Origin of the sequence: Candidatus Roseilinea sp. NK_OTU-006 (assembly GCF_012931985.1) — a bacterium.
GTDB lineage: Bacteria > Chloroflexota > Anaerolineae > J036 > Brachytrichaceae > JAAFGM01.
In genome coordinates, this window is sequence record NZ_JAAFGM010000009.1 from 1 (window position 1) to 15,552 (window position 15,552).

The following is a 15,552-nucleotide window of genomic DNA, read 5'->3' on the forward strand; positions in this document are numbered from 1 at the left end:
CATGTGCCGGACAAGGAGAACGCCCAAAAAAACGCCAACGCAAGCCGGGCCGACGCAAGTCGCGCCGCTGGGTGGTCGAAGTGACTCATTCATGGCTCAATCGCTTTCGTCGGTTGCTGATTCGCTGGGAGAAGAAGGCGAGCAATTATCTGTCCCTGCTGTTTTTCGCCTGCGCCATCATCTGTTGGCGCAAATGCGAGGTTTAGAGATAGGCTCTTAATCAATTAAACAATCACACGGGGAGCTTGGTGCAACCAGGCTGAGAGGAGAGCTGTTAGCTCTCGACCCGTTGAACCTGATCCAGATAATGCTGGCGCAGGAATGTGGTGAGCGGTTACATCTAAAACACCCTCTGCACAGCAGAGGGTGTTTTTGTTTGGAGGTTACGCTAGCTATGACCGAACAACTTGTTATCCAAGATTCAGCCAGACTGCTACAAGACTTGAATCGCGAACTGCAGCCCCTTCTGCAGCGCATCGTGACACACCGTTACGTGCAAGCCCTAGAGGAAGGGCGTGTGCCTCGAGAAGCATTGAAGACTCTGGCCACTCAGCAGTACCACATCGTGTCCCACGGTTTGCAAAACATCGCGCTGTTGCTAGCTCGCTATGGCCATCAACCCAGTCGCAAGAAGCTCAACGAGTTCCTACAAGCTGAGTTCGCCGTCTGCGAAGCAGTGCTCACCTTTGCCGAGGCGCTCGGCTTGAGCGAGGTGGATCTACAGGCCGGGCCGATGCTGCTCGAGGCCATGATGTTCAGCTACTACGAGACGTTCATGTGCCTGTACGGCAGCGATGCAGACCTGATCACTGCGTTTTACTTCGACGCAAAGGTATGGATCGCGAATGCCATGCGTGTCAGCCGCGCGTTGCAAATGCACTACGGCCTCAGCCGCGAGGCCGTGCGCTTCTTCGAAATGTACGCCAACTATCAGCCCAAAGACGAAGAGGTGTTGCCCTACATTCAGAGCGCGCTGGAGCGAGGGGCGGCATTGGGGGATTGCCCGGGATGTAAGCCGGACACACTAAACTTGCAGGCGGCCCTCGACCGGGGCGTGACGGCTCAGCAGATCCGCGAGTCCACGCGGCTGCTGCTTGAGAGCGAGTGGCATTTCTGGGAGGCGATGGCCAAAGTCGCTGAGGTGTGAGCGCGGGTCAGGCATCAGCGGAGCGCGATGAGCCGATCTTGATCATCAAATTCAGCCACCAGTTGCTGCGGCGCGCCGGCGCCGAGCAGGGAGCGGGGCGCCGCCTTCGTCGTTGCGATGATGTGCCGGCCTTCCTCGCGCACATCCAGCCGATAGAACTGTAAGTAGCTGAGCAACGCCGCGCGCGGGTGGTGCACCGGGTATCGAGATAGGAAGGCAGGGAAGATGCGCACGATGCGCGGGATCGGCCGGGCGACCGAGCGCTTATAGCGCGGGTCTTTGATCAGCAAGTAGAGCGCGCCGCGCGGGTAGGGCGCACGGAAGAAACAACCGGCGCGCTGCACACCGCAAGCGACCATCGCGATGTGCTGCGGGTTCACCTCCGGCGTAATCGGTAACTCGGGCGTGGTGAGTTCGGGCACGTCGTCGGCTGCGCCGAATGCCCTTAACTCGTTCGCCGACTTCAGCAGCGCGGCCGGAATGTTGCTCGGGTTGGCCCAACCCCATAGCCACGTTCGGCTATCTTCCGACTCGGTGCCTAGCACTTGTACGTTCAACTGGAGGTCTTCTGCATGAGGCCGGCGGAAGGCGAGCACGCCGCTATTCAGGTCGAACGCCCAGCCGCACTTGCCCAGCATGGCATCGAGGTAGATTTGCTTATCGAACGATGCCGAGCCGTGTTTGGTGAATAGGTCTTCGAATGTTTGTGAGGCCATCGCTTGTGGCATGTCAGTCCCAGCCCGACGGACTGCGGCGTATGGTGGCCAATCTGCGCTACATGTATCCCACAGGCTGCGCAAAACGTCAACTCATCTCAAGCCGGCATCCACTCCCGTAATTTGGCATAACTCGTGATAGGTTGTGCATAAGCACCGATCTGGCTGTTTGACTTTGTTTGATCAGACGTTTATAATGTCAGATGTGTACGAATCAAACATACACGCGAATGCCCGGCAGCAGGTGATTCTGCAACTCCTGGAAAGGCAGAGTGTGGTGCGCGTTGCTGAGCTATGCGAACGCTTTGGCGTCTCCGACATGACCGTGCGGCGCGACCTGCAAGAGTTGGAACAGGCCGGGTTGATCCGCCGCACATATGGCGGGGCGGTGAGCGCGCGCGGGCGCAGCTTCGAGCCGCCCTTCCCTGCGCGCGTGGCCACAAACCAAGCGCAGAAGCAACGCATTGGCCAGATGGCTGCGTCCTTAGTGCAAGACGGCGACAGCGTGGCGCTGGATGTCGGCACGACCACGTTGGAGGTGGCGCGCGCACTACGCGATAAGCACAATCTGACCGTGGTGACGCACAGCCTGCCCATCGCGCAGGTGCTGGCCAATCATCCGCTCATTCGCGTCATTGTGGTCGGCGGGGTGTTGCGCTCGGGTGAGCTTTCGTTGATCGGCCATCTCGCCGAGCGGGCCTATCGCGAGTTCTACGTGGATAAGCTCTTCCTTGGCGTGGGCGGGCTGAGCCTCAAGGCAGGGCTGACCGAGTTCAACCTGGAAGACGCGCTCGTCAAGCAGGCGATGTTGCAATCGGCCAAAGAGCGCATTGTGGTTGCCGACGCCAGCAAGCTGGAGCGCGTTGCGTTCGCTTTCATCGGCCCGCTCACCGGCATCAACACCCTGGTGACCGATGCCGATGCCGATGCCCAGGTTGTGCGACAGATCGAGGAAGCCGGAGTTCGCGTGATGCTTGCATAACGCTTAATCCGAAAGGGGTCATTGAACATGAGTCACGTGCTGAAAGCGCTCTTTGAAAATCCCAAGCCCGTCATCGCGATGGTGCATTTCCCGCCGTTGCCCGGGACGCCGCTTTATGATGAGTCGCAGGGGGTGATAGGCATCCTAGAAAGCGTGCGCCGCGACGTGCGCGTGCTCCTGGACGGCGGCGTGGACGGCCTGTTGTTTTGTAATGAAGGCGACCGCCCGTACGCCTTGCAGGCGGATTTTGAGGCTGTCGCCGTCATGGCGCGCGTGATCACCGAGACTGCCCCGCGCGACCGCCCCTTCGGCGTGGACTTCCTCTGGGATGCGCGGGCGCCGATTGCGCTTGCGCTGGCCACCGGCGCGGCGTTCGTGCGCGAAGTATTCACCGGCGTCTACGAGAGCGACATGGGCTTGTGGAATACCAACCCGGCTGCGGTGCTGCGTTACCGTCGCCACATCGGCGCCGGCCACGTGAAGGTCTTCTACAACATCACGCCGGAGTTCGCCTCGCCCTTGGGGCGTCGCTCGGTAGGGCAGGTGGCTCGCAGCGCGGTTGTCTCCTCGCTGGCCGATGCGTTGCTCGTCTCCGGGCCGATGGCCGGCGCTGAACCGGACCTTGAGCACTTGCGCGAGGCCAAGGAGGCCACCGGCGGGCGCGTGCCGGTGCTTCTCAACACGGGCGCACGGGTGGAGAACATTCAACAGTTCCTGTCCGTTGCGGATGGGGTGATCGTGGGATCGGGCTTGAAGGTGGACGGCTACACCTGGAATCCGGTGGACCCGGATCGGGTGCGGGCCTTCATGGACGCCGTGCGCGAAGCGCGCAAACACGCGTAATCATGGCGCGACAACTGTTGCTCGGCATTGACATCGGCACCACCGCCACCAAAGCCATCCTCTGTGAGCCGGAGGGGCGCATCGTGGCGGAGGCCGAGGCTGCAGCCGCCCTGTGTGCGCCGCGCCCAGGGTGGGCCGAAGAAGACGCCGAGGCGTGGTGGCGCAACCTGCCCATCGTCATTCATGCTTGTCTCCAGCAGTCGGCAGCGCAGGCGTCGGACATCGCGGCAGTAGGAGTGAGCGGCATGGTGCCCACGCTCATCCTCACGGACGACGCCGGGCGCCCCCTGCGCCCTTCGATCCAACAAAATGACGCGCGCGCTCATCGTGAAATTGAGGACTTCAAGGCAGCGTGCGACGAGGGGGAGGTGTTGCGCCGCACCGGCAGCGCCATCACGCAGCAAAGCATTGGTCCGAAACTGCTCTGGCTGCGCCGGCATGAACCCGAGGTGATGCGCCGTGTGCGCCGTGTGATGGGTTCCTATGACTTCATCGTGTATCGCCTGACCGGCGTTGCCTCGCTCGAGCGCAACTGGGCCTTGGAGAGTGGCCTGTTCGACCTGCAGCGCGAGGATTGGGATGAGGCGATTTTGACCTTAGCCGGCGCAGAGCGGGCGTGGCTGGGTGAAGTGCGCTGGCCAGCCGACGTCGTGGGCGCGGTCACGCGCGAAGCGGCGGCGTTCACCGGCCTGAAGGCGGGCACGCCCGTCGTCGCGGGCAGCGCCGATCATATTGCTTCGGCGTTCTCGGCAGGCATACGGGCGCCGGGCGACCTGCTGGTGAAATTGGGCGGCGCGGGGGACATCCTTTACTGCCTCGACCGGCTGGAGATTGACCCGCGCTTGTTCCTGGACTACCACCTCATCCCCGGCAAATTCCTCATCAACGGCTGCATGGCTGCCAGCGGCAGCATCATCAAATGGTTTCGCCAGGAGTTCGCGCCGCAGATGTCGTATGCAGATTTGGACGCCGAGGCGTCGCAAGTCCCTGCCGGCGCAGAGGGGCTGGTGATGTTGCCGTATTTCCTCGGCGAGAAGACCCCCATCCATGATCCCCTTGCCCGCGGCCTGTTCTTGGGCCTCACCTTGTCGCATCGCCGCGCACACCTGTACCGCGCCATCCTCGAGGGCATCGCCATGGGGTTTTATCACCACGTGCAGGTATTGGCGGAGCGTGGGCTGAGCATATCGCGCGTGCGCGTGACGAATGGCGGGGCGCGGTCGGCGCTCTGGAAGCAGATCGTGGCCGACGTGTTGAACCATCCCTTGGAGCAGATCGCGCATCATCCCGGCTCGTCGCTGGGCGCGGCCTTTGTCGCGGGTAAAGGGATAGGGAGCTTCGCCGGATGGGATGAGATCGAGCGTTTCATCACCATCACCTCGGTCATTCATCCGGCCGCGGAGCGTCATCGGCGCTACCGCGATCACTTTGAGGTTTATCGCCAGGCGTACGAACGGTTGCGCCCCTTGTTCGTCCGCCTGTCGCTTGCCGACGAAGACGCGCCGGCGCAGACGTGAACGCAGATCAACTGGAGTAAGGACGATGAAACTCACCGACAAAACCATTGTAGTGACCGGCGCCGCAACCGGCATCGGGCGCGCCATCGCGACGCGCTTGGCCGCCGAAGGCGCCTGGGTCGCGGTCACCGACCGGGATGAAGCCGGCGCCCATCAGGCGGCTGAGTCCATCCGACAGCACGGCGGCCAGGCTGAGGCCGTGGCATTGGACGTCACGAATCCCCCCGCCATCGCTCAGGCGATCGCCTTTGTCCTCGCGCGACGCGCGCGGCTCGACGTGTGGGTGAACAACGCCGGCGTGAGCACCATGAACCGATTCGTGGAGCTTACCGAGCACGACTGGGACTTCAACATGAACGTCAACGCCAAAGGGACCTTCTTGTGCGCACAGCACGCCGCGCGACAAATGCTGACGCAGCCGCCCGACGCAGCCGGCTTGCGTGGTCGCATCATCAACATCGCCAGCATGGCCGGCAAGCGCGGCAACGCGCCTTTCCTCGCCCACTACGTCGCTTCCAAGTTCGCCGTCGTCGGCCTCACCCAAGCCATGGCCGGCGAGTTGGCGCCTCAAGGCATCTTGGTGAACGCCGTCTGCCCCGGCTACGTGCAAACTTCCATGCAAGCGCGCGAACTGGAGTGGGAAGCCCATCTGCGCGGTGCCACGCCGGAAGCCGTGCGCCAGCTTTACATTGCCGACACGCCGTTGGGCCGCTTGGAAACGCCGGAGGATGTCGCGCGCGTGGTGTGTTTCCTGGCGTCGGATGATGCCAACTTCATCACCGGTGAGGCCATCAACGTGAACGGAGGTGCATGGATGGATTGACTCAACACTCTTTCACGACCTGATCGTTCGCCCAAAACTCTTGTTTCGTTTGACCACCAATAACGAGTGAGGTGTTCAACTGATGAAAGGCCATCGCTTCTCTTTCCTTCTCGGTGCGGCGGCATTGTTGGCTGCTTGCGCAGCGCCTTCAGCCCCCGCCGCCACGACCGTTCCCACGCGCCCATCTGAGGCTGCTGCAGCGCCGGTCACGCTCAGCATCATCATGGAGCAGGTGCCCGATTACGACATCGTCGCATCGCTGACCCGCCAGTTCGAGGCAGAGCACCCCAACATCAAGATCACGTTCGATGCCATGCCCTATGACGCCATGCGGGATAAGATTCTGACCTCCGCCTTGGCGCCTTCGGCAAGCTACGATGTGATCATCGTGGACAATCCGTGGATGGATGAGTTTGCCCGCGCGGGCTTCTTGCTCCCGCTCGATGATTACATCGCGCGGGCGCCGGACTACGATTTCAACGATTTTGTCGGGCCGCTGCGCGACATCGGCGTGGTGGACGGCAAGGTCTACGGCGTGCCGTACTACAACTACGCACTTGGCCTGATCGTCCGCCAAGACCTGTTCGATAACCCCGACTATCAGGCGAAGTTCCAACAGGCGTTCGGCAAACCGCTTCAAGTCCCTACTACCCTAGAGGACTACGTCGCGGTCGGCAAGTTCTTCAAGTCGCAAGGCATCTTCGGGGCGGCCATGCAACCCCAACGCGGCTACAAAATCTTCGAGGAGTGGAAGAACTGGCTATACGCAGCCGGCGGCAATCTCCTCGATGCTGCGGGCAACGTCATCATAGACAATGCCGCCGCACAACAGGCCTTGGAGATGTACATTGACATGTACAAGAACGCCGCTCCGCCCAACTCGGTGAACTGGGGCTTCGATGAAGCCCTGCGCTCCATGTCCAGCGGCGAGTCGGCCACGATGCTCTCGTATAACTGGATGTTGCCCACGCTGAACAAGTCTGACGGCCCGGCCGGCGAGTTGGCCGGCAAGTTTGCCTTGCACGAAGTCCCCGGCGGCAAGGCGGTGTTGGGGGCGTGGCATTGGGCGATCCCGAAGAACACGGCCAGCGCGGATGCTGCCTGGACCTACATCGCCTGGATCACCTCGAAGGCGATAGACAAACAGCGGGTGATCGCCGGCGGCGCGCCGACGCGCGTCAGCGTAATGCAGGATCGCGAGGTGTGGGAGAAGGGCTTCGGACAGCAATACTACGAGACCGTGCTGAAAATCCTGGAGGATGCCGAACCCCTCGCCCGCGGCGCGCGCGCCGAGGAGATCATCAACGAGGTCGGCACAGAGCTGAACAGCGCTGTGGCTGGCGAGAAGGACGTGGCGGCGGCCCTTGCCGCTGCTGCGCAAAAGACGCGCGCCATCCTCGCGCGCCCTTAAGGCTTTCCGATGGCGTCGGCGCGCTGTAGGCAAACCACCCTAGCGCCTTGCGCGCCGACGCCACGCCGCGCGCACCGACGCTGAAAGACTCGCCTATGCTTAAGCCGCCCCTCACGTTCAAGCATCGCCTAGTGCTGCCGCTGCTGCTGTCTTTGGTGCTCATCCTGGGGTATCCGCTGGCCTTCTCGTTGTGGATCTCCCTCCATGACTACCGGCTGACCGCAATCGAACAAGCCCGCTGGGTCGGCTGGGCGCAATACTTCACCATCCTCACCCAGAACGCCTCCTTCTGGAACGCGCTGGCCAACACCTTGCGCTTTGTCGGCATGGCAGTCAGCTTGGAGTTGGTGTTTGGGCTGTTGCTCGCCTTGCTCCTGCATCGCAAGGCCACGCCGTTTCGTCATTTCTTTCGCGCTGTGTTGCTGGTGCCGATGTTCGTCACCCCCATCGCCGTGGGGTTGATGTTTCGATTTTTGTTGAACTCACAGCTCGGCGTTGTGCCCAGCGTGCTGCGCGCGCTGGGCATCACGATAGACTGGTTCAGCGCACAACAGGCGCTGATCACCTTGGCCCTCATAGACGTGTGGCAGTGGACGCCGTTCATGTTGTTGCTGTTGCTGGCCGGCCTAGAGTCACTCCCCGAAGAACCCTTTGAGGCTGCGCGGGTGGATGGCGCTTCGTCTCTTCAAATCTTCTGGCATCTCACCCTGCCCATGTTGCGGCCCACCATCCTGGCTGCGGTCGTCATCCGCATGTTGGATGCGTTCAAGGTGTATGAATATGTCTATGCAATCACCCGTGGCGGCCCAGGGGAGAGCACCGAGACCATCCAGTATCACATTTACCGCGTGGGCTTTCTATACTTTCGACTTGGCGAGGCCTCGGCGATGTCCTACATCCTGATCGCCGTGATCCTGATGCTTGTCGTCCTGCTGTTTTACGCCCTGCGGCGCGAATCACTGAGCCAGCGATGAAACGCCTTCAGCGTGAAGCTCCCATTCTGCTCATCTTGTCGTTTGCCCTGGGCGTGATGCTCTTTCCCTACCTTTGGACGCTGCTCGCCTCGTTCAAGACAGAGGCAGCCATCAACCGACCGCTTGCCCTGGGCTTCACCCCCACTTTTGCCCATTGGCGCGCGGTGTTGATGGAATCGAGCGTCCCGCTCCAAGCGCGCAACAGCTTGCTGGTCGGCGCGCTGACCGTTGGGGTGGCGCTCCTCATCGGCGCGCCGGCCGCCTACGCGTTTGCGCGGTTTAATGTCGGTGGCCCCGGTCTGCGCTTCACCATGCTCGCCGCCCAGATGCTCCCGCCGGCGACGCTCATCGTCCCCCTATTCCTGATCATGTATTCGCTTCAGTTGTTGGATAGCCTGCTGGCCATTGTCGCGGCGCACCTCACCTTCATCCTGCCTTTGACGACCTGGTTCCTGATCGGCTTCTTCGACGACGTGCCGCGCGACCTGGAGGAACAGGCGATGGTGGATGGATGCACGCCATGGCAGGCGTTCTACAAAGTGGTGTTGCCAACCATCCGCCCCGGCATGACCGCTGCGGCGTTGTTCGGCTTTGTGCTCTCGTGGAACGATCTGTTCTATGCGTTGTTGCTCAGCGGCAAGAACAGCGCCACCCTGCCGGTGGGCATTGCCGGTTTTTGGACTTTCCGCGGCATCGAGATGGGGCGCATGTCCGCGGCGATCATCCTCGCGGTGATTCCGATGGTTGTTGCCTCTTTCTTCGTGCAGAAGTACCTGGTTCGAGGTCTCGGCGGCGGCGCCATCAAGGGATGATGCTGGCCGCCGCCGGCGCTTTTACAATCGCAGCCATCGGCCCAAAGGCATCGCCTTTGCTCTCCGCTCCTCACCTCGGCAAGCGCTACGGCGTGCGCCCGATGCTGCGCGATGTTTCGCTGAAGGTCGCGCCCGGTGAATTCGTCGCCATCCTCGGCGCCGGCAAAACCACGAGGTCGCCCGGCACAATTGTGCCCTTGTCACAGGACCACACATGAGCTGAGCCGCGGCCTGGAGGACGCGACGCGCGCCCGATTTTGACAGGCGCTCAGATTGCCCACACCCTTTCTGGAAGGCCTCAGCGCTGAGCGCGTAGCGGCGTTCATGACATCATGATCGGATGCCCCGTCGGGCGCCCTTCATTCATGGGCATCGTCATCCGAACGGGTCATCGCCATCGTACGCAAGGGTATCCTGCTGGAGCGCAGACCATACAAAAATATGCGTCACAGCATGAATCAAGGTCAACCTCTATCGGACGTCCGTTCAAAGAAGCTCGCCGGGGCTTCGTTCATGGCCGTCTTCACCGAGTCACGCGGCGGGTTGCTTCTAGTGATGCTTGCTGCCGCGCTCTGGGGCACGGTCGGCGTCACAACGAAATCGCTCTACGTCTTATCCGTAACTAATCCACTGTCGGTCGGTTTTTTCCGTTTGGCGCTGTCGGCTCCGGCGTTGCTGGCGGCGTGCTGGCTGGCAATTGGCGCGCGCACATTCGCCATCGCCCGGCGCGATGTTGGCGCCGTGGTCATGATCGGCGCGATGATGGCGCTGTATCAGGCGTGCTACTTTGCCGCCATCCCGCGCGTGGGCGTGGCGATAGCGACGCTGATCACGCTATGCACTGCACCGGTGATCGTCGCGGCGCTATCGGCGTTGTTCATGCGCGAGCGGCTCACGCGCACCATCAGCGCGGCGATGATTTGCGCGTTAGCCGGCACGACGTTGCTGGTCGGCATTGCGCCTGGCGCAGGTCCGTTGCCGGCAGACGCGCCGGCCGGTGTGCTGCTCGCGCTCGGCTCGGCCACGGCATATGCCGTGCTGACGCTGTGCAGTCGGCAGTTAGCTAATCGCTACCATCCGTTGCAGCCGATCGCGATCGGCTTCACGCTGGGCGCGCTGGCGCTGGGCGCGTTCGCCATGGCATCGCCGGGCGGGCTGGTGGCAAGCTACCCCACCGCCGGCTGGCTGCGCCTGCTCTATCTCGGCCTGGTGCCGACGGCGTTTGGCTATTTCGCCTTCCTGGCCGGAATGCGCACCACGCCGGCGACCGTCGCTACTATCGCTACGCTGGTCGAGCCACTCACCTCAACTTTTCTGGCATGGCTGCTCTTCGATGAGCAACTCGGGCCAACCGGCTGGCTGGGCGCGCTGCTGTTGCTTGCAGCGATGATCGTGCTGTATCGCAAAGGCCGGTGATGAACGGCGTTGCCAACCCGTGGGATTTGACAATGCATAGTGGGCCATGACGCACGAGCGGGTTGTCACCCGCATCAGGCTCGGCGACGAACGTTGCACACCAGCCGCGGCGCCTGCCCGCTCGCCCAGGCTCGCGCGCGTTGGCCCCACCGAACGGTGTGACTACAGCTAGAATCAGTGGGTATGTTGGCCTCGAACGCTCACGCCATGACCTCGGCGCGCGGCCGGACGGCCCGACGATGGGGCTGGCTGCTGGCCGGCCTGGGGGCGGCCCTAGCGGGCCTGGCGCTGCTGCGGGCGCCCGTGGTCGGCCAGGCGTCGTTGCCGCCGACGGCGATCATCGTGGACGAGACCGATGCCGACTTTCAGAGGTTCGGCCCGCCGCAGTGGTGGTATGCTGTGACCGGCACGACGTTTAACTTCTATGGCGGGGCGATGTATTACACCTACAGCGAGCCTGCCACGCGCGTGAACTATGCGCGTTGGATGCTGCCGATCACGGCGACCCGGCCAATGACCTACGAGGTGTTCGCCTTCATCCCGCGCTACCACAGCAGCACGGCCAACGCGCGCTATGAGATCGTCGCCGGCAGCGTGACGACCACAGTCGCCATTAGCCAAAACCGCTACTACGCCGAATGGGTCAGCCTGGGGATGCACTACTTCGCCGCGTCTGGGCCGAACTACGTGCAGTTGACGGACGTGACGGGTGAGCCGGCAGGCGCGCGGAAGGTGGCCTTCGACGCAGTTGCCTTCGTGCCGCAGGCGAGCGCAACACCGCCGATCAGCGCCACAGCAAACGCCTATCTCCCGCTGGTCCTCAGCCACCCCGCGCCGGGGGTAAGGGCGACGACTTCCCGCTACATCTCCACGCTAGACCCGGCGCTGCACTACGCGATGGGCTGCGCTGCCGGCAACGCTGGCGAGCAGGGGATGGTCATCCTCGCCTTTGGGCAGCCCTGGCGCAGCGATAGCGGCCAGTATGGGGTGATCTACTATCGGCGGCCGGGCTATCCGTTCGCTTCGACCGCCGCAGTGGCCGAAGCGAGCCAGGCGTTCCTGCGCGGTTACTGGGAATGCGCGCCGGCGTTTGCCCGATTAAGTCTGGCCATCGGCACCAACAACTACCGCGGCGCCACCCTACAGGCCGACACCAGCTTCGCCCACGGCCAGGCGTGGGGACAGATGATCCAACAAGTGCACGCTTGGCTTCAAGAGCACGCTCCCGCCGGCGTCGCCGAGCGCCTCGCCGTGTTCGGCGGCAACGATATCGAGATGAGCTGGAACACGCCGGCGCTGACCAAAGCCTGGGTGAATGGCTACGCCTCGGCCACCGCGCGCCCGTTCGTCAACTTCGGCACCTGCGACGGCTGCCCCACCAGCGGCAATCCCGCCCAATCGCCCAACAACGGCTGGACGGTGGACGATGTGTGGCAGGTGAACCGGCCGCCATATGCCATTCCCTTCCCCGAAATCTATCTGCGCAGCGGCATCAACGCCGACCAGTGGTATCGCATGAGCTTATACGCCGCGTTGAATAAAGGGGCCAAGCTCGATTTTGGCGGCCTGCTCACCCAATGGCAAGCCTGCCAGGATCGCCGCTCGTGCGGCGGGCTGACCGACAACACCCCGCAGCAGGGATGGCAGCAACTTCAGGACGCGCTGAACGCCGATCCTCGCACGGCCATGCCGCTGCCGCCGCCGAGCGACATCACTTGGCAAAACGCGGTCAGCGCCAACGCGCCGGCCGCTAGCCCGCTGGCGTCGGCCGGCGAAGGGCGCATCGTGGCGGATGTGTTGCCGCCACTCAGCGCGATGACCTTCCTCGCCGAGAACGCCTGGGAAGCGCCGGGGATCATCGTGTTCGCCGGACGGGCGCGCGATCCGGCTGCGGGCGGCAGCGGCGAAGACACGGGCGGCGTCGCCGTGTTTCGACTCACCGAGGCGGGCGAATACGTCTTTCCGCCGCGCGTGTTGGCCGCGCCGATGCCGACGGGCGCGCTGCGGATCACCCATGCCGAAGAGGGTCGGCTGACTCTCAGCGATGGCGCAAACATCCTGCGCTTTGACGTCGTCGCCGCCGACTGGGTCGAGTGATCCCCATGGCCCGGCCCCCTCATCCCAAGAAGTCCCTCCTCCCGACCAAGGTCTGCCCGATCTGCGGCCGGCCGTTCGTTTGGCGCAAAAAGTGGGCGCGCGACTGGGAAAGCGTAGTCTATTGCAGCGAACGCTGCCAGCGCGAAGCACGCCGTCAGCGCCGCCGGACGACGGATTAGCGCAGCGCCGCGCTGTTGAGCAGCCGCCCCTTCCATTGCGTGCGGCCGGTGTAGCGCCAGCGGATCGAGTTGAGCAGCACGCCGAGGCCGACGACGATCTGAAGCGGATAAAGCAGCGCAACCCACAGCGGCTGGCCGATGCGCCGGTTGACCAGCGCGAGGTTCGCTGCCGTCAGCACGACGGTCGCCGCCGCTCCCCCGTTCGCTTCGCCGGTCAGCGCGCCGCCGATCAGGGCAGCCAACGGCAGCAGGAAAAGCGCGACGCTTGCGGCGACGAAGACGGCGCTCATCGCCAACGAGCCGCCCAAGATCGAAAAGGCGTTCTTCGAGAAGCCCGCAACCATTTCGCGGAAGCCGCGGTACATCCGGCAGCTCACCCAGTCGCCGTCGCCCAGCGCGATGCGCTGCCCGCGCTGCTTGAACAGCTTGCCCAGCGCGACGTCGTCCAGGATTTGGTCGCGGATGGCACCGTGGCCGCCGCTCGCGACGTAGGCGTCGCGACGCGCCAGCAGGTATTGGCCGATGGCTGCGGCGTTGAAGGGGCGCGGTTGGCGTTCCAGGTAGATGCGCCAAAGCGAGACGAAGTTGTAGATGAGCGCGAAGCCGGCCGGCGTGAACAGCCGCTCGCCCCAGCTTTTCATCACTTGTCGCGGGATGACCGAGAACAGCGCGACGTTCAGGCCCAGCGCGCGCGCGACGCCGGCGCGAATCGAATCGGCGCGATGCACGGTGTCGGCATCCACGAACAGCAGCCACTCGCCGCGCGCCTGTTCAGCCAGGCATTGGCAGGCGCGGCTTTTGCCATTCACGCCCGGCGGCAACGGCTGGCGATGGTGGATGACGCGCAGCCGCGCATCCTGCTCGGCCAGCCGGTCGAGGATCCTGCCGGTTGCATCAGTTGAGTCGTCGTCCAGGGCGATCACTTCGTAGTTCGGGTAGTCTTGCGCCAGCAGCGAGCGGATGCACGCCTCGATGTTGTGCGCCTCGTTGCGCGCCGGCACCAGCACCGAGACCATTGGCGCATCTGCGCCGAGCGGCTTCGCCCGCCGCGCCGCCCATCCGGAGAAGGCCAGGTTGACGAGCAAATGAACGCTGCCGACGAGCAGGCCGCCGGCGACAAGGAGCCACCATGCGTCTATGAGTGTCATTGTGAATGTCTGTTGATCAACGAAGTCTGTTTATCCCCTCGATGTTGACAGAGGACGCTGAGCTGAGGATGAAAGCGACCGGTGACCCGGCTAAAATCCCCCATCCATGGCGGATGCGTTCATCCTCCCCCCGCACAGCGTCGAAGCTGAAGAGGCCGTCCTGGGGTCGTTGCTGATTGACCCCGAGGCCGTCGCGCGCGTTGCCAGCTTCCTCGCGCCGGATCACTTCTACGTGGTGAAGCATCAGTGGATCTACGAAGCGATGCTGCGCCTGCACGACCGGCGCGAGCCGATCGACCTGCTCACGGTGTCGTCGGAGCTGGCGCACAACAACCGGCTCGACGAGGTCGGCGGCGAGCCATACATCGCCCAGCTCACCAATGCTGTGCCCACGGCGCTGAATGTGGAGGCTTACGCCCGCGCGGTCGAAGCGTCGGCCGTGCGCCGGCGCATGATCAACGCCGCCAGTGAGATCGCGCGCATCGCCTACGACCAATCGTTGCCCATCCAACAGGTCATCGAGAAGAGCGAAGCGATCCTGTTCGGCGTCACCGAAGGCCACGGCGAGGGGCACATGGTGCCTATCCGCAAAGCCGTGAGCGACTTCTTCGAGCGCCTGGAGTACCTGCACGAGCACCGCGACGAACCGTTGGGCATCCCGACCGGCTACCACGACCTGGACCGCATGACCGGCGGCTTGCAGAAAGGCGACCTCATCATCGTCGCGGCGCGGCCCGGCGTGGGCAAGACGTCGTTGATGCTCAACATCGGCTATCATGCAGCGCTCAAACACCGTCAGCGCGTCGCCATCTTCAGCCTGGAGATGAGCAACGAGCAACTGGTGCAGCGCTTCATCGCCGCCGAGACCGGCATAGATTCGCAGCGCCTGCGCATCGCCGACCTGAAGGATGACGAATGGGGCGCCCTCACGCGCATCTCGATGCAGATGGCCGATCAGATGATCTTCTTGGATGACACGCCGTCGCTCAGCCCGCTCGAGCTGCGGGTGAAGGCGCGGCGCATCTACCAGGAATACGGCCTTGACCTGATCATCGTGGATTACTTGCAGCTCATGTCGGGCGAGACCGGCGCGCGCAGCGACAACCGCGTGCAAGAGATTTCCTACATCTCGCGCTCGTTGAAGGCCATCGCGCGCGAGTTGAAAGTGCCGCTGATCGCCGGCAGCCAGCTCTCCCGCCTGGTCGAACAGCGCAGCGACAAACACCCGATGCTGAGCGACCTGCGTGAGAGCGGCAGCATCGAGCAGGACGCCGACATCGTTCTATTCATTTATCGCGATGAGTTATACAACCCGGATACCGAGTTCAAGAACATCGCCGAGATTCACGTGGCGAAAAACCGCAACGGCCCGACCGGCAAGGCGATGCTGTTCTTCGACAAGCGGCTCACCTCGTTCAAGAACCTGGCGAAGGAGCGGATTGAACTGTGAGCGTTGAGATTAGAGATTAGAGATTAGAGATTAGAGA

16 protein-coding genes and 1 riboswitch are annotated in these 15,552 nt (G+C 63.2%); of the genes, 14 read left to right on the forward strand and 2 right to left on the reverse strand.

Annotated elements, in window-relative coordinates:
* The coding region (locus GXH28_RS06910) for a transposase (RefSeq protein WP_169237924.1) at positions 1 to 206 on the forward strand (206 nt) is incomplete at its 5' end.
* Positions 207 to 227: 21 nt separating this feature from the next.
* A riboswitch (TPP riboswitch) is annotated at positions 228 to 339 on the forward strand.
* A 103-nt stretch (positions 340 to 442) separates the two neighbouring features.
* Positions 443 to 1,147: a hypothetical protein gene (locus GXH28_RS06915; protein WP_169238291.1), complete on the forward strand. Its 705-nt coding sequence runs from the start codon at positions 443 to 445 to the stop codon at positions 1,145 to 1,147.
* A gap of 14 nt (positions 1,148 to 1,161) precedes the next feature.
* Here the strand turns inward: GXH28_RS06915 and GXH28_RS06920 are convergent, their stop codons facing one another.
* Complete coding sequence (locus tag GXH28_RS06920; RefSeq protein WP_169238292.1) at positions 1,162 to 1,863, reverse strand: DUF6882 domain-containing protein; 702 nt, start codon at positions 1,861 to 1,863, stop codon at positions 1,162 to 1,164.
* 205 nt (positions 1,864 to 2,068) lie between these two features.
* On the opposite strand from GXH28_RS06920, the gene GXH28_RS06925 reads away from it, so the two are divergent.
* The 11 genes from GXH28_RS06925 (at position 2,069) to GXH28_RS06975 (ending at position 12,917) form a co-directional block, all read left to right on the forward strand.
* Entirely contained in the window at positions 2,069 to 2,845 is a 777-nt protein-coding gene (locus GXH28_RS06925; protein ID WP_320447929.1) for a DeoR/GlpR family DNA-binding transcription regulator, read from the forward strand.
* Positions 2,846 to 2,872: 27 nt separating this feature from the next.
* Positions 2,873 to 3,688 carry a BtpA/SgcQ family protein gene (locus GXH28_RS06930; protein WP_169238294.1) on the forward strand — a complete coding sequence of 272 codons (816 nt, stop codon included), beginning with the start codon at positions 2,873 to 2,875 and terminating at the stop codon, positions 3,686 to 3,688.
* A 2-nt stretch (positions 3,689 to 3,690) separates the two neighbouring features.
* The gene (locus GXH28_RS06935) at positions 3,691 to 5,205 is read left to right on the forward strand and encodes an FGGY-family carbohydrate kinase (RefSeq protein ID WP_169238295.1); all 1,515 of its coding nucleotides are present in this window, start codon (positions 3,691 to 3,693) and stop codon (positions 5,203 to 5,205) included.
* A 25-nt stretch (positions 5,206 to 5,230) separates the two neighbouring features.
* Positions 5,231 to 6,028, forward strand: coding sequence for an SDR family NAD(P)-dependent oxidoreductase (locus GXH28_RS06940; RefSeq protein WP_169238296.1), 798 nt, complete (start codon positions 5,231 to 5,233; stop codon positions 6,026 to 6,028).
* A gap of 82 nt (positions 6,029 to 6,110) precedes the next feature.
* Positions 6,111 to 7,439 (forward strand): ABC transporter substrate-binding protein, encoded by a 1,329-nt coding sequence (locus GXH28_RS06945; protein ID WP_169238297.1) that lies wholly within the window; start codon positions 6,111 to 6,113, stop codon positions 7,437 to 7,439.
* A gap of 95 nt (positions 7,440 to 7,534) precedes the next feature.
* Complete coding sequence (locus GXH28_RS06950) at positions 7,535 to 8,413, forward strand: carbohydrate ABC transporter permease (protein WP_169238298.1); 879 nt, start codon at positions 7,535 to 7,537, stop codon at positions 8,411 to 8,413.
* Positions 8,410 to 9,225 carry a carbohydrate ABC transporter permease gene (locus GXH28_RS06955; protein WP_169238299.1) on the forward strand — a complete coding sequence of 272 codons (816 nt, stop codon included), beginning with the start codon at positions 8,410 to 8,412 and terminating at the stop codon, positions 9,223 to 9,225. The genes GXH28_RS06950 and GXH28_RS06955 overlap by 4 nt, the downstream gene beginning before the upstream one ends.
* Positions 9,222 to 9,443, forward strand: coding sequence for a hypothetical protein (locus tag GXH28_RS16060; RefSeq protein ID WP_206156745.1), 222 nt, complete (start codon positions 9,222 to 9,224; stop codon positions 9,441 to 9,443). The genes GXH28_RS06955 and GXH28_RS16060 overlap by 4 nt, the downstream gene beginning before the upstream one ends.
* Before the next feature lie 235 nt (positions 9,444 to 9,678).
* Entirely contained in the window at positions 9,679 to 10,641 is a 963-nt protein-coding gene (locus tag GXH28_RS06965) for a DMT family transporter (RefSeq protein WP_240550251.1), read from the forward strand.
* A gap of 183 nt (positions 10,642 to 10,824) precedes the next feature.
* Positions 10,825 to 12,738, forward strand: coding sequence for a golvesin C-terminal-like domain-containing protein (locus GXH28_RS06970; RefSeq protein ID WP_169238300.1), 1,914 nt, complete (start codon positions 10,825 to 10,827; stop codon positions 12,736 to 12,738).
* A gap of 5 nt (positions 12,739 to 12,743) precedes the next feature.
* A complete protein-coding gene (locus tag GXH28_RS06975; protein WP_169238301.1) occupies positions 12,744 to 12,917 on the forward strand; it encodes a DUF2256 domain-containing protein in 174 nt (57 codons plus the stop codon).
* Here GXH28_RS06975 and GXH28_RS06980 read toward each other — a convergent pair.
* The gene (locus tag GXH28_RS06980) at positions 12,914 to 14,065 is read right to left on the reverse strand and encodes a glycosyltransferase (RefSeq protein WP_169238302.1); all 1,152 of its coding nucleotides are present in this window, start codon (positions 14,063 to 14,065) and stop codon (positions 12,914 to 12,916) included. The genes GXH28_RS06975 and GXH28_RS06980 overlap by 4 nt on opposite strands.
* A 106-nt stretch (positions 14,066 to 14,171) precedes the next feature.
* Here GXH28_RS06980 and dnaB point away from each other — a divergent pair, with 106 nt between their 5' ends.
* Positions 14,172 to 15,515, forward strand: coding sequence for a replicative DNA helicase (gene dnaB / locus GXH28_RS06985; RefSeq protein ID WP_169238303.1), 1,344 nt, complete (start codon positions 14,172 to 14,174; stop codon positions 15,513 to 15,515).
* Positions 15,516 to 15,552: the final 37 nt, after the last annotated feature.

Excerpts from the sequence above, each read along its gene's own strand:
- GXH28_RS06920 (WP_169238292.1), bottom strand. The coding sequence starts at position 1,863 with ATGGCCTCACAAACATTCGAAGACCTATTCACCAAACACGGCTCGGCA.
- GXH28_RS06930 (WP_169238294.1), top strand. The coding sequence starts at position 2,873 with ATGAGTCACGTGCTGAAAGCGCTCTTTGAAAATCCCAAGCCCGTCATC.
- GXH28_RS06935 (WP_169238295.1), top strand. The coding sequence starts at position 3,691 with ATGGCGCGACAACTGTTGCTCGGCATTGACATCGGCACCACCGCCACC.
- GXH28_RS06940 (WP_169238296.1), top strand. The coding sequence starts at position 5,231 with ATGAAACTCACCGACAAAACCATTGTAGTGACCGGCGCCGCAACCGGC.
- GXH28_RS06945 (WP_169238297.1), top strand. The coding sequence starts at position 6,111 with ATGAAAGGCCATCGCTTCTCTTTCCTTCTCGGTGCGGCGGCATTGTTG.
- GXH28_RS06950 (WP_169238298.1), top strand. The coding sequence starts at position 7,535 with ATGCTTAAGCCGCCCCTCACGTTCAAGCATCGCCTAGTGCTGCCGCTG.
- GXH28_RS06955 (WP_169238299.1), top strand. The coding sequence starts at position 8,410 with ATGAAACGCCTTCAGCGTGAAGCTCCCATTCTGCTCATCTTGTCGTTT.
- GXH28_RS16060 (WP_206156745.1), top strand. The coding sequence starts at position 9,222 with ATGATGCTGGCCGCCGCCGGCGCTTTTACAATCGCAGCCATCGGCCCA.
- GXH28_RS06965 (WP_240550251.1), top strand. The coding sequence starts at position 9,679 with ATGAATCAAGGTCAACCTCTATCGGACGTCCGTTCAAAGAAGCTCGCC.
- GXH28_RS06970 (WP_169238300.1), top strand. The coding sequence starts at position 10,825 with ATGTTGGCCTCGAACGCTCACGCCATGACCTCGGCGCGCGGCCGGACG.
- GXH28_RS06975 (WP_169238301.1), top strand. The coding sequence starts at position 12,744 with ATGGCCCGGCCCCCTCATCCCAAGAAGTCCCTCCTCCCGACCAAGGTC.
- GXH28_RS06980 (WP_169238302.1), bottom strand. The coding sequence starts at position 14,065 with ATGACACTCATAGACGCATGGTGGCTCCTTGTCGCCGGCGGCCTGCTC.
- dnaB (WP_169238303.1), top strand. The coding sequence starts at position 14,172 with ATGGCGGATGCGTTCATCCTCCCCCCGCACAGCGTCGAAGCTGAAGAG.